This window comes from Streptomyces sp. NPDC052114 (assembly GCF_040680155.1).
Lineage (GTDB): Bacteria > Actinomycetota > Actinomycetes > Streptomycetales > Streptomycetaceae > Streptomyces.
On the sequence record NZ_JBFAWC010000021.1, the window covers coordinates 99,934 to 113,035 of the forward strand.

The 13,102-nt window shown below is 71.3% G+C and carries 7 protein-coding genes; 5 read left to right on the forward strand and 2 right to left on the reverse strand.

Annotated elements, in window-relative coordinates; genetic code table 11:
* Positions 1–259: 259 nt before the first annotated feature.
* Positions 260–979 carry an alpha/beta hydrolase gene (locus AB0L89_RS34700; protein ID WP_365150276.1) on the forward strand — a complete coding sequence of 240 codons (720 nt, stop codon included), beginning with the start codon at positions 260–262 and terminating at the stop codon, positions 977–979.
* Between the two features lie 15 nt (positions 980–994).
* On the opposite strand, the gene AB0L89_RS34705 is transcribed toward AB0L89_RS34700, so the two are convergent.
* Positions 995–1,552: a GNAT family N-acetyltransferase gene (locus tag AB0L89_RS34705; RefSeq protein ID WP_365150279.1), complete on the reverse strand. Its 558-nt coding sequence runs from the start codon at positions 1,550–1,552 to the stop codon at positions 995–997.
* Positions 1,553–1,615: 63 nt separating this feature from the next.
* Positions 1,616–2,764, reverse strand: a complete 1,149-nt coding sequence (locus AB0L89_RS34710) for a hypothetical protein (protein WP_365150282.1) — start codon at positions 2,762–2,764, stop codon at positions 1,616–1,618.
* 267 nt (positions 2,765–3,031) lie between these two features.
* Between AB0L89_RS34710 and AB0L89_RS34715 the strand changes: the two genes are divergently transcribed.
* From AB0L89_RS34715 to AB0L89_RS34730, 4 genes are all read left to right on the forward strand, one after another.
* Positions 3,032–3,952 (forward strand): peptidase, encoded by a 921-nt coding sequence (locus AB0L89_RS34715; protein ID WP_365150285.1) that lies wholly within the window; start codon positions 3,032–3,034, stop codon positions 3,950–3,952.
* Positions 3,953–4,371: 419 nt separating this feature from the next.
* The gene (locus AB0L89_RS34720) at positions 4,372–5,124 is read left to right on the forward strand and encodes a TylF/MycF family methyltransferase (RefSeq protein ID WP_365150288.1); all 753 of its coding nucleotides are present in this window, start codon (positions 4,372–4,374) and stop codon (positions 5,122–5,124) included.
* Between the two features lie 23 nt (positions 5,125–5,147).
* Positions 5,148–9,983: a MupA/Atu3671 family FMN-dependent luciferase-like monooxygenase gene (locus AB0L89_RS34725; protein WP_365150291.1), complete on the forward strand. Its 4,836-nt coding sequence runs from the start codon at positions 5,148–5,150 to the stop codon at positions 9,981–9,983.
* Between the two features lies 1 nt (position 9,984).
* Positions 9,985–13,083: a beta-ketoacyl synthase N-terminal-like domain-containing protein gene (locus AB0L89_RS34730; RefSeq protein WP_365150294.1), complete on the forward strand. Its 3,099-nt coding sequence runs from the start codon at positions 9,985–9,987 to the stop codon at positions 13,081–13,083.
* The last annotated feature ends 19 nt before the right edge of the window (positions 13,084–13,102 follow it).

Sequence of the window (13,102 nt, forward strand, 5' to 3'; positions counted from 1 at the left end):
ACCGCATTTGTACTCATATCGCTCGAGGTTAGACCTCGATGGACGCGACAGCATGATCGCCCCTGCCTGAGACAGCCGTGCCCGGAAACGGCAGCCGCATGCCGCTCCGTCTCACGTGTTCACTGGGTCGACCCTTGCCCCAGAGCCCCGGACCCTGCCCCGGGGTAGCCCCGTGCATCGGTGCATGCGTGTGTTGGTGTCGAACGGCCGCGCCGTTAAGGTCACTTCGATCAGAGCTCTGCGCTGAACCGGGGGATTCATGACGGCCAAGGACGTACCGCCCATTGTCTTCGTGCACGGCACGCGGTTCAGCGCGGGGCAGTGGAGTACGCAGGTCGCCGCGCTGCGCGAGGACTTCCGCGTGGCAGCCGTCGACCTTCCCGGCCACGGCGCCCACTCCGCTCGGCCCTGGAGTCTGAACAGCGCCACGGAGATCATCGCCGACGCGGTGGACGAGCTCGGCTGCGGCCCGGCCCTGATCGTCGGGCACTCACTGGGCGGGTACGCCTCACTGGAGTTCGCACGGTGCCGTCCGGAGCTACTGCGCGGTCTCGTCCTCGCGGGGGCCAGCGTCTCGACGCGCGGCCCGTGGGCCAAGCCGTATCGGGCCGTGGCCTCTCTCGTCCCGCACGTACCGGAGACTCGGCTCACCAGGTGGAACGACCGGTTGCTGCGTCGCCTCTATCCGCCCGAGGTGGTGGACGCGACCATTGACGCCGGCTACGCCTTCCATACCCTTCCTGTCGCCTGGGGCGAGGTGCTGGGCCGTTTCGACGCCGGCGCGATGCGTCACGTGGCGGCGCCCGTGCTCATCCTGAACGGCGAGAAGGACAGAGTCTTCCGCTCCGGGGAGGGGGCGTTCGCCCGTGCCCATCCGAACGCCAGGGTGGAGTTGATCCCGCGCGCGAGGCACCTCGCGAACTTCGACGATCCGGAGGCCTTCACCGACGCGGTCCGGCGTTTCGCCCGTCAGCTGTAGCTGCCGCAGCGGAGGTCACTGCGTGGTGGTGGCCTGCGTGGTGGTGGCGTACTGGTCCGACGACAGCTCGAACACCCTTACTCGCCGTCCGTAGGTGGGGCTGACGGTCTCACGGAACGGACGCATTCCCAGTTTGGCCATGATCCGTTCGGAGGCGTCGTTGCCCACTTGAGCGATGCTGACGAGCCGCTCCAGGCCTCGCTCCTCGAACCCGAACCGTACGGCGGCCGCAGCGGCCTCGGTGGCCAGGCCCTGCCCCCAGTGGGAACGTCCCAGCCGCCAGCCGACCTCGACCGCCGGAAGTACCTCCGGCAAGAACGCGGGAACCGCGAGGCCGGTGAACCCGGCCAGCTCACCGGTGGAACGGATCTCCACGGCGAAGAGGCCGAAGCCGCGTGACTCCCACTCGCTCTCCCATGCCTGGATTCCGTCGCACGTCTGCCGCTCGTCACGGACGCTGCCGTCACGGATCCACCGCATGACCTCGGGGTCGGCATTGACGGCAGCCATGGGCACGACGTCTTCCTCGCGCCAGCGACGCAGGGTCAAACGGGGAGTCTCAAGCGTCACCATCCGATCATTGTGGATCACGGATCAGTTCTCCGCCATCCTCACCGGAAACTTCCGCTACACGTCCTAGGCCCTCTTCGGGCGCTCGAAGGGAGGCAGAGCGTCCACCCGGCAGAGCGCGGCCGGTGCGCCGTTGCGGGCGATGTCCTCGTCGGCCAGTGAGGTCCAGTCCGGGCGCCAAGCGGGCGCCCTGGCCGCCATTTCGGCCCGGACCGTACCGGGCAAGGCCGCCACGATGCCGCGCGTCGCGGGCCACCAGGGCGGCAACGCGTCGTAGGCGCGCTCGACGGTGCTCTCCTCCTCGGTCACCGTCACCCTCACGTACAACCAGCGACCGCTCTCCGGATCGGCCTCCGCTTCCCGGACGGCGGTGAGCAGTTCGAACACCTCGCCGAACAGGGGTCGGCGCAGCAGGTCCTGGAACCCGTCCGCGCCCCGCCTGTAGTACGGCTCGCCCGCGCCGACGAACGCCGCCGCCAGGACCCTACGGCCCTGCTCCTCCACGCCGTTGTCCCGCACCCAGTTCACCAACCGCTCCCGCTCCGCCGATCCGTTCGACGGTTCCCCGCGCTCCCTCTCGGCGGCGCCCTTCATGCCCACGGCGAGGACCGCGGCGTGCTGCTCGGGCAGATCGCACGGAACCCTCCGGTCCGAAGGCTCCCCCTGACCGGCCGACAGCACCGGCCGGTCGGCGAGCGACGCGGCAGCCGAACGGCCGTGTGCCGCCCGGCTGTCGGCCACCCGTGCGGCTTCGGCGCCGTCGTCCACCAGGGCCGCGCAGACCTGCTCGACCTGGCTGTCGTCCGCCGGAACGGTGCTGCTCACACCGTCATCACGTACTTCGGCCGGATACGGCGCGTGCCCCCACGCCCCGTTTTCCCACCAGTACACGAACCCGAGGACCTCTTCGGCGACGAGGCGTTCGAGCCACTGCCACGGCAGCCAGGCCGGACCGCCTGCCAGCAGGTCGACGGGCGGGCTCAGGTGGATGGTCTCGCTGTAGTCGTTGTCGAGGCCGTACAGCACGGCGCGTCCGCCCTCGACCCAGGACAGGGCCCACCAGCCGTTGCCCACTTCCTCCGACCGCACTCCCCTGCTGTCGAAGAGGTAGTTGTGCTCGGGCAGCGAGTGTTCGGCGCCCCAGGCGGCGAGGGTGGCCGCGTGGGTCCACAGGACCTCCGGCGACGGAAGCTCCGCCGCGTAGTCGTTCTTCATCGCGCACCGCCCCCGGAGGGAACCGTCAGGGTGCCGCCCAACCAAGATCTCGTCATCGCAGCAGGGTACGCAGGCCAGCCGCGCCGTCCGGTCCGTCGCCCCCGGCCGAAGGGCTCCTGGTGCTGCCCCTTGCGGTCGTGTCCCTCCGCGTACGCCCTCGAATGTCACAGAACGTCGACAGCGCCAACCGACCCTGCGCTCGCCCTCTCTAGCAGTGCGGGCCGAAGGCCCCATCCGCCGTTCGCAGTCACCGAGGAGATACCGACCATGCCCGAGACATCCGCTTCCGTGACCCGGCGTCTTCGCGGCCGTGCCACAGGACTCGCCGTGGCCGGTACGGCACTCGCCCTCGCCGCCCCGATCCCGGCGACGGCCGCGACCTCCCAGGCCCGCGCCGCCTCCGCCGACCCGGTCTCCGTCCTGAAGTACACCACCAAGGAGCGCAAGGATGCCCTCGCCTACTGGACTCCCGCCCGTATCAAGGCCGTAGGGAAGTCCGTGGACCTCGGTCCGACCGGGCCGAAGGCCAAGCCGTGGCGTGGCAGCACCCTCAAGACCGTGGGGCGGCTGTTCTTCGTCAACGCGAGCGGCGCGGACACCTGGTGCACGGCCACCGCCGTGAAGAGCGCCAACCGTTCCACGGTGATGACCGCGGCCCACTGCGTGCGCCGGGGCTCCTCCCCCTACAACACCAACATCTCGATGGTGTTCGTCCCCGCCTACCACAAGGGCAAGATGCCCTACGGCGCGTTCGCGGTCCGTCAGGCCGCGACTCCGCGCACCTGGGAGACGGACTCGACCGACGACATGTCGGCGCTGACCGTCGACGCCGGCAAGAACGGCAAGAAGCTCACCGACGTCGTGGGCGGCCAGGACATCGCCTTCAACCGCCCCGTCGGCGGCACCGTCTCCTCCTTCGGCTACTCCGCCACCCGCCCGCAGCTCGGCGAGGAACTCCTGCGCTGTGTCGGCAAGCCGAAGAAGGAACACGGCACACAGGCCATCCCCTGCGACATGAGCGGCGGCTCCAGCGGCGGCCCGTGGCTGGCCGACTTCAACGCCACCACCGGCAAGGGCGTGCTGGTCTCGGTCAACAGCGCGCTGGACTCCCTGGAGCCGACCAAGATGTACGGGGAGATCTTCAAGGCCACGGCCAAGAAGGTGTACGACCGGGCCCAGCAGAGCTGACGAAGCGTCGGTCGCACAGCGGACAAGAGCCCCCGCCCGAACTGGGCGGGGGCTCTTGTCCGCTGTGCGACTCACAGGTGTCCGGAAAGAGGAATGGCCCGAAAAGCAGCGGTGCCGCGCCACCCGGAGGCCGGTGCGGAGAAAGCGGAAGCCGGGGCGTGAAAAACGGACCGACTGCGGGTCCCGGTTCAGCCCTCCAGCCTCACGCTTCGCTGGTTTACCTGCCCTGCTGGCCTGGGAAGAGGTGCCTGATGTTTCGAACACGTACTCAGCTCGCGTCAAGGCAGCACCCTGGTCGATGGCTCGAACCATGACGCTCCGGGCAAAAGACGATCATCCAGTTGCGGCTTCCTCAGGCCCATACCGGTCGCCGCGTCATCGCGAGGCGTGAGGCGCGCCCCTAACGACAGGAACGTCGCATGGAGTCGACTGCACAGCTCTACCTGGACCTCATGAAGAAGGTACTGGCGAACACCATCTATGAGGATCCGCCCATACCGGCCAGCTGGGCCCCCGCGGACGGATACGACGAGCTCAACCGCAAACTCGGCGTCGACTGGCCGAGCGTGGCGCACACCATGATCGGGACACGCCGCCTCGAGAACATCGAGCACTGCGTGACGACCGCGCTTGAGGACGCCGTACCGGGCGACTTCATCGAGACCGGTGTGTGGCGGGGCGGAGCCTGCATCTTCATGCGAGCCGTGCTCAAGGCCCACGCAGTGACCGACCGACGCGTATGGGTGGCGGACTCGTTCGAGGGCATGCCGGAGGCGGACGCGTCGACCCACGCGGGTGACCGGGAACTCGCCTCCGACCGCTACAACGACTTCATGGCGACCGATCTGGCCACGGTCCGCCGGAACTTCGAGCGGTACGGCCTGCTCGACGACCAAGTGCGCTTCCTGGCGGGCTGGTTCCGCGACACGCTCCCCACCGCTCCGGTGGAGCAGCTCGCCGTGCTGCGCCTGGACAGCGATCTGTACGAGTCGACGATGGACACCTTGGTCCACCTGTACCCCAAGTTGTCGCCCGGCGGATTCGTGATCGTGGACGACTACCACATTCCCGTGTGCGCCGAGGCCGTGCACGACTGGAGGGCCAAGTCCGGCGTCACGGACCCCATTCGGGACATCGACGGACTGGGCGTCTATTGGCGGCGCGAGGCATGAGATCGCGGATTGGAGCAGTGGAAGTGACGGTAACCGAAGGCGACGTGCTCGCCTTTGTCTCGGGCCGACTCGCCCTCCCGGGCCAACAGTTCGACGCCGATGCCTCGTTCGTCTCCGCGGGCGCGGACTCGCTCGCGCTCATGGCGCTGGCTCGGGCCCTGGAGTCCGAGTTCGGCGTGCGGGTCTCCGTGCGGGAGCTGTTCACTGCCGTGGACACGCCGGGGAAGCTGGCCGGGACGGTGGCGGCGCGTGCGGCCAAGTCCGCCGTGCCTGTCGCGGCTTCTTCCTCTTCCTCTCCTTCCTCTTCCTCTTCCCTTACCGCCTCCTCGGCTTCCTCTTCTTCTGCTGTTGTGAGCGCGCCCGTTGCTCAGGTCGCGCAGGCCGCCGTGCCGACCCCTCCGCCCGTCGCGTCGCCGTCTCCGGAGCCGAGCGGCGACGCCTACGAGTCCACGCTCGCCCTCTTCGCCGATCAGCTGCAGCTGGCGGAGAAGATGATGACGCGCTTCTCCGAGCTGACAGCCGAACAGCTGAAGGTCCTCAGCACTCTCCGGGGCGGCCCGGCCGCCCCGGCTCGAACCACTGCGCCGGCCGAGGCCCCTGCTCCATCGGCCAGGCCTTCCGCCGCCGACGTGCCCGTCGGCCCCAGTGCGCGCACCTCTCCCGACTTCAGCCTCTACTTCTTCGGCGACTACCCCGGACCCGACAGTGCCCTCGCCTACCAGCACCTGCTGCAGGCCGCCGAGTACGCCGACGAGCACGGGTTCCACGCCCTGTGGCTGCCGGAACGTCACTTCCACTCGTTCGGGGCGCTCTTCCCCAACCCTTCCGTCCTGGCCGCCTCGCTGGCCACACGCACCTCCCGCATACGGCTGCACGCGGGCTCCGTCGTGCTGCCGCTGCACCATCCCGTCCGGGTGGCCGAGGAGTGGGCGGTCGTCGACAACCTGTCCGGCGGGCGGGTCGGTCTCGGCTTCGCCAGCGGCTGGCACTCCACCGACTTCGTCCTCGCGCCGGAGAACTACGGGCGACAGCGGGACATCATGTACGAGCACCTCGACACGTTCCGGCGCCTGTGGGCCGGCCGGCCGGTGACCATGGCCTCGGGCGACGGCGGGCCGGTGGAGGTGAGCCTGCGCCCCCGGCCCGTGCAGGGCGACGACGTGCCGCTGTTCACCGCGGTCCTGTCCAACCCCGAGAGCTACGAGCGGGCCGCGCGCGCCGGACTCGGCATCGTCACCAACCTCATGACCCAGAGCGTCGAGGATCTCGCGGCGAACATCGCCCGCTATCGTGCCGCGCGCGCCGCCCACGGCCTCGACCCCGCGGCCGGACGGGTCGTGGTCCTCGTACACACGTATCTCGGCCCCGACGCGGCACGCGCCCGCGAAGAGGCACGCAAACCGTTCTGCGACTACCTGCGCTCCTCGATCGACCTGTTCGACAACGCGGCCAACAGCCTCGGCATCGACGTCGACCTGCGGACCACCCACCCGGACGATCTCGACTACGTGCTCGGCCTGGCGTACGACCGCTATTGTGCGACGCGGGCCCTGATCGGCAGCGCCGCCGACGTTCGCCCCGTGCTCGACTCGTTGACCGCCGCGGGCGCGGACGAGATCGGTTGTTTCATCGACTTCGGGGTCGCACCCGACCGGATGCTCGGCGGGCTGCCCGAGCTCGACCGGCTGCGCGCCGCGTACGCCGAGCCCCGTACCGAAGCCACTCCCGGCCCGGCCCCGGCGCCGCGCACCGCCCCTGCCACCCCCCTGCAGCACCAGCTGTGGCTGCTCGACCGGATGAATCCGGGGAGCCACACCTACTACGAGCCCAAGGCCCTGCTCATCGAAGGTCCGCTCGACACCGACGCACTGCGGGTCGCCCTGCGCCGGGTCGTGGCGCGCCATCCGCAACTGCGCACCGTCTTCCGGGAGCGGGCCGGCGGCCTCGAACAGGTCGTGCTCGACTCGGTGACGCTGCACTGCCCGGTGAACGACCTCCCCGGTCTCGACGACGCGGCCGCGCTGCTGCGGCTGCGGGACCTGGAGGACGAAGCGGACTTCGATCTCGCCGTCGGCCCGCTGGTGCGGGCCAGGATCGGCAGGCTCGACGACGGGCGGCACTTGTTCTACCTCGTGGCCCACCACACGGTCCTCGACGCCTTGTCGACCCGGATCCTGTGCCGGGACCTGGCCGCCTACTACCGCGCCTGGCCGCGCGTCCCCACCGACCTGCCCGAGCTGCCTCTCTGGCCCAGCGATGCGCAGCGGCCCGTCCCGGACGACGGACTGGCCTACTGGACACGGGAGTTGGCGGACACCGCCCCGCTGAATCTGCCGACCGACCGGCCGCGCTCGCCAGGACATGTGGTCCGCGGTGCCACGCTGGTGCACGAGTTCGACGCCGAGCTGCGTGGTGGCGTTCGCGGTCTCGCCCGTGCGGAGGGCTGTACTCCGTTCATGGCGCTGCTCGGTGCCGTCGGCGCCACCCTGGGCCGGTTCGCGGCGCAGGAGGACATCGTCATCGGCACGGCGGTCACCAACCGGTCCGAGGAGGCCGTCGACGTCGTCGGCATGTTCGTCGAAACGGTCGCGCTGCGGCTCGATCTGTCCGGCGGCATCGGATTCCGGGAGCTGCTGCACCGCGTCAAGGACCGCGCCACGGCGGCCATGGACCACCGGGGCGTCCCGTTCGACCGGATCGTGGAGGCCGTCAATCCGGACCGCGGCAGCGGTGCGAACCCGCTGTTCCAGGTCGCGATGGAGTACGAGGAGGAGCTGGACCCCGCCTTCGAGGCCGCCGGACTGAGCGCCGAGTTCCGCCACGTACCGCGCACACAGGCGCCGTTCGGCCTGACCCTCTACTTCAGCGACCACCCGGCGGGCATCCGCTGCACCGTCGAATACGACGCCGCGCTCTTCGACGAGTCGACGGTGCGGCGGATCGTGGAGTACACCGAGCACCTGCTGCGCGCCGCGGTGGACGCGCCCGGCGCCGCGCTCTGCGAGCTGCTGACGCCGACCCCACAGGACGAGCGGGCCCTGGCCGGTTTCCAGGGTGAGCGCACCGAGTCCGCACCCGCCACGCTGCACGGCCTCTTCGAAGAGCAGGCCGCGCTGACTCCGGACGCCCTCGCGGTGGCGGGTGTCGGCGATCCGCTCACGTACGCGCAGCTGGACGCGGCGGCGAACCGCCTCGCACGGCGGTTGGCCGAACAGGGCCTGGGCAAGGGCAAGGTCGCCGCGGTCAGCGTGCCGCGCGGTCCGGGTCTGGTGACGGCGGTGCTCGCCGTGCTCAAGTGCGGTGCCGCCTATGTGCCGGTCGACCGTGCGTTGCCCGCCGAGCGCAGGGCCTTCATGCTGGCGGACAGCGGAGCCCTCCTGGTCATCGCCGACCGGACGCTCGACGGCGCCGAGGCCGACGCGATGCGATGTCCGGTGCAGTGGCTCGACGACGTGGCGCCCGGTGGCGAGGACGGGCCGCTCGGCAGGGCCGTGGACGACGAGGACACCGCGTACTTCATCTACACCTCGGGGTCGAGCGGCCGTCCCAAGCCCGTCGCCGTCCCGCACCGGGGTCCGGTGAACCTGATCCGCTGGCAACTGCGTACGCTCGGCGCGCTACGGACCGTGCAGTGGGCGTCGGCGGGCTTCGACGTGAGCGTGCAGGAGATCTTCGCGACCCTTGCCTCGGGGCAGGCGCTGATCACCATCGACGACGCGACGCGCTACGACCCGGCAGCGGTCGCGGCCCGGCTGCGCCACTTCGAGGTGGAGCGCATGAGCGTGCCGTTCACTCCCCTGAAGTACCTGGTGCGGGAACTCACGGCCGTGCCGTCGCTGCGCCAGCTGCTGATCGGGGGCGAGAAGCTCACGCTCACCCCCGAGCTGCGTGATCTCGCCGCGCAGCGCCCCGATCTGGCGATCCACAACCAGTACGGGCCCACCGAGACGTCCATCATGGTCACCTCGCACCGCGTGGATCCGGCGAACGAGACCGTCGTGCCGATCGGGCGACCGATCGACAACGTCACGCTGGCCGTGTGCGACGACTCGGGGCGGCCGGTGCCGATCGGTGTCCCGGGCGAGCTCGTCATCGGTGGCGTCGCCGTCTCGCACGGCTACCACGGCGATCCCGACACCACCGCGCGCGGCTTCATCGGCGCGCCGGACCCGGACGATCGGCGCTACCGCACCGGCGATGTGGTGCGCTGGCGTGCCGACGGCGTCCTGGAGTACATCGGCCGCACCGACGACCAGGTGAAGATCCGGGGACACCGGGTGGAGCCCGAGGAGGCCCAGTGGGCGCTCGGACGTCTCGACGGAGTGCGCGAGGCCGTCGTCCTGGCCCGCCCGGACGAGTCCGGTGACACCGAACTCGCGGCCTTCGTGGTGCTGTCGCCGTCGTACGTGCCCGAAGGCGACTGGAGCGCCCCGCTGCGGGCGCGGCTCGCCGCGGTCCTGCCCCCGTACCTCGTGCCGCAGTCCTGGGTGCGGCTCGACCGGATTCCGTACGGCGCGAGCGGCAAGCTCGCCCGCGACGAGTTGCTCGCCCTGCGGGCCGAACCGGCCACCGCCGCGACGGCGGACCCGGAACACGGGGTCCTGGAAGGCACGGCCCCAGAGCTCAGCGAGCTGGAGCAGACCGTGCACAAGCTCTGGTCGGTCGAGCTGGGCATCGACGCGTTCGCGCCCGACCTCTCCTTCTTCGACGCGGGCGGCAACTCCCTGTCGGCGGTCCGCGTCCTGGAGCGCATCTTCATGGAGCTCGGGCAGCGCATCCCCGTGGCCGACTTCTTCGCCGCGCCCACGATCCGCGGGGTCGCGCAGTGGCTGACCGCCGCGCAGAGCGAGGAGCGCTGACATGGGCTCGTTCAACGAGCGGGAGCTGCGCCGCCGCATCGGTGCGCTCGTCGAGGAGGTACTCGGCGGCTCGGCCGATCCGCAGGCCTCCTTCTTCGACCTGGGACTCACCTCCCTGGCGCTGATGCGGGTCAGGACCCGACTGGAAGCCTCGCTCGGTCTCTCCCTGGACGACACCGCCCTGTTCGAGCACAGCAGCATCGCGGCGCTCGCCGCGCACCTCGCGCCGGGGGTGGCGGACGGACGCCAGGACGTGGGGCCCGCGCCGGTGGCCACGGACGGACGCATCGCCGTCGTCGGCATGGCGGCGCGGCTGCCCGCCGCGCCGGACTTGACCGTGTTCTGGAAGAACCTGTCGGCAGGCAAGAGCAGCGTGCGCGCCCTGGACACCGGGCAGGCCGATGGGCTGGTGCGGGCGGCCGGGATCGTCGAGGACGCCGAGTGCTTCGACGCGGACCACTTCGGGATGACCCCGCAGGAGGCGCACCTTACCGATCCTGCGCACCGGCTGTTCCTGCAGTGCTGCGCCCACGCCTTGGAGGACGGCGGGTACGCGGGGCAGGCCCATGGCCGTCGCATCGGGGTGTACGCGGGCAGCGGGATGAACCTGTACGGGCCCGGCCTGCCGTTCCACGCGCGGCACGGCATGGGCGGCGCCGGGTCCTCGGCGAACGTCATGGCCCAGATGCAGGGGCTGATCGGCGGGCAGCAGGACTTCCTCGCCACCCGGGTCGCCTACCGCCTCGGCCTGACGGGCGCCGCCGTCGCCGTCCAGAGCGCCTGTTCGACCGGGCTCGTGGCGGTGCATCTGGCCGCCCAGTCGCTGCTGTCGGGCGAGAACGACCTCGCCCTGGCCGGGGCAGCGGCCGTGCACCTGCCCCAGGACGCCGGGTACGCGCACGATCCGGAGTTCATCCTGTCGCCGACCGGGGTGTGCCGGGCCTTCGATGCCGCGTCGGACGGCACGGTCGGGGGCAACGGCGTGGCCGCCGTGCTGCTCAAGCGGCTGGACGCGGCCCTCGCGGACGGGGACGCGATCCATGCGGTGCTCCTCGGCTCGGCGGTGAACAACGACGGTGGCGCCAAGGCCGGCTTCACCGCGCCCGGCGTGCGGGGCCACACGGAGGTCGTCCGGCTCGCACTGGCCCGTGCGGGCGTCGAGGCGGACTCCGTCGGCCACGTCGAGGCCCACGGCACCGGCACCGAGCTGGGCGACCCGGTGGAGTTCGAGGCGCTGTCCCGGGCGTACCGCTCGCCGCGGGGCAGGACCGGGTTCTGTGCCCTCGGCTCCGTCAAGCCCGGCATCGGGCACCTGGACACCTGCGCCGGGATGGCGGGGCTCGTCAAGACGGTCCTGATGCTGCGGCACGGCCGCATCGTGCCCACCGCGAACGTGACCCGGCCCAGTCCCCGACTGCCGTGGGAGACCAGCCCGTTCCGCCTGGCCACCGCGGCCGAGGAGTGGCGCACGCCGCAGGGAGAGCCGCGCCGCGGCGGGGTCAGCGCGCTGGGGTTCGGCGGGACGAACGCCCATGTGATCCTGGAGGAACCGCCGGTCCCGACGGTGCGCCCGGAGCCCGTCCACCCGCTCCCGGTGCCGCTCAGCGCCCGCTCTCCGGAGGCCCTGCGGGAGGTCGCCGCGCTGCTGCGGGACGAGCTGCGGGCACGGCCCCGGCTCGCTGTCGCCGACGTCCACACCACGTTGGCGCTCGGCCGCACGCACCACGCGCACCGCACGGTGGTGCACGGCAGGACCGCCGCCGAACTGGCCGACGGTCTCGACGGGTTCCTGGGACGGCCCGACGAGGGACAGCGGCCCGCCGCGGGTCCGCTCGTCTTCGCGTTCTCCGGGCAGGGCCGTGCCGTGGCGGGCATGGCACGGGAGCTGTACCGGCACTTCGACGTCGTACGCGATGTCCTGGACGAGTGCGAGGAGACGTATCGGCAGGACGGAGGATCCGGCAGTCTGCTCGACGTACTCCTGGCGCCGTCCTCGGGTGATGACGCACTCCTGACACCGTCGTCGGGGGGTGCGGGCGCGGTCACGCAGGCGGGTCAGTTCGCGGTGCAGATGGGGCTCGTGCGGCTGTGGCGGCAGTTCGGGGTCGATCCCGAGTGCGTGCTCGGGCACAGCCTCGGCGAGATCGCCGCGCTCTGTGCCGCGGGGGCCTTCTCGCTCGCCGACGGGCTGCGGTTCACGGTCGCGCGGGGCACCCTCATGAGCACCACGGCTCCCGGCCGCATGCTGGCCCTGAACGGCGATGCCGACACCGTACGTACGGTGTGTGCCGGACTGCCGGTGGAAACCGCGGCGGTCAACGGGCCGTGCTCCCTCGTGCTGTCCGGTGCCCCGGAGGCCGTCGAGGAGGCCCACCGGGCGCTGGCGGCCAAGGACATCGCCTGCCGGCTCCTTGACATGGACCGCGCCTTCCATTCCGCGCTGCTCGACCCGGTACTCCCCGCACTGCGCGAAGCCGCCGGATCCCTCACGTTCACGCCGCTGCGGATGCCGTGCGGGGACGGCGCGCGGGGCGAGGTGCTCGCCGCCGGTTCCGTCGTGGACGCGGACCATCTGGTCCGTCAGGCACGCGAACCCGTGCTGTTCCAGCGGACGCTGGACGCCGTGCACGCGCTGGGCCATGCCGACTTCCTGGAGGTCGGGCCCGCCGACGTGCTCACGTCGATGGCCCGGGTGGCGCTGCCCGGCAGTCGCTGGACCGCGGGCCGGTCCCGGGAGTCGGCCGGTGTCGGCGCGCTGTACGAGGCGCTGGCCGAGCTGTACGGACGTGGCCTGGGCCTGGACTGGCGGGGCGTGGGCGCGGCCACGGGCGCGGTCGGCGGCCGGGTCGGCCTGCCCGGATATCCCTTCCGTCGCGATCCGTACCCGGCGCCGGAGCTGCCCTGGCTCACCCGCTCCCGGACCGCGACGGCCTCAGCCTCGGCCTCGGCCGCTCCCGCGCTCGACACCGCGGCCCGGGCCCTCACCCTGGCGGGCAGGCGACAGCTCGCCTCCATGGAGGAACTCGTCGACGGCGTCCACGACCTGATGACCGCACAACTGCGCGCGCTGTCCGCCCTCACCGGCGAGACCCCGCAGTGAGCAGCGAAAGGACCTCGCA

Coding starts and splice junctions, on each gene's coding strand:
- AB0L89_RS34730 (WP_365150294.1), top strand. CDS start 9,985: ATGGGCTCGTTCAACGAGCGGGAGCTGCGCCGCCGCATCGGTGCGCTC.
- AB0L89_RS34705 (WP_365150279.1), bottom strand. CDS start 1,552: ATGGTGACGCTTGAGACTCCCCGTTTGACCCTGCGTCGCTGGCGCGAG.
- AB0L89_RS34715 (WP_365150285.1), top strand. CDS start 3,032: ATGCCCGAGACATCCGCTTCCGTGACCCGGCGTCTTCGCGGCCGTGCC.
- AB0L89_RS34710 (WP_365150282.1), bottom strand. CDS start 2,764: ATGAAGAACGACTACGCGGCGGAGCTTCCGTCGCCGGAGGTCCTGTGG.
- AB0L89_RS34700 (WP_365150276.1), top strand. CDS start 260: ATGACGGCCAAGGACGTACCGCCCATTGTCTTCGTGCACGGCACGCGG.
- AB0L89_RS34720 (WP_365150288.1), top strand. CDS start 4,372: ATGGAGTCGACTGCACAGCTCTACCTGGACCTCATGAAGAAGGTACTG.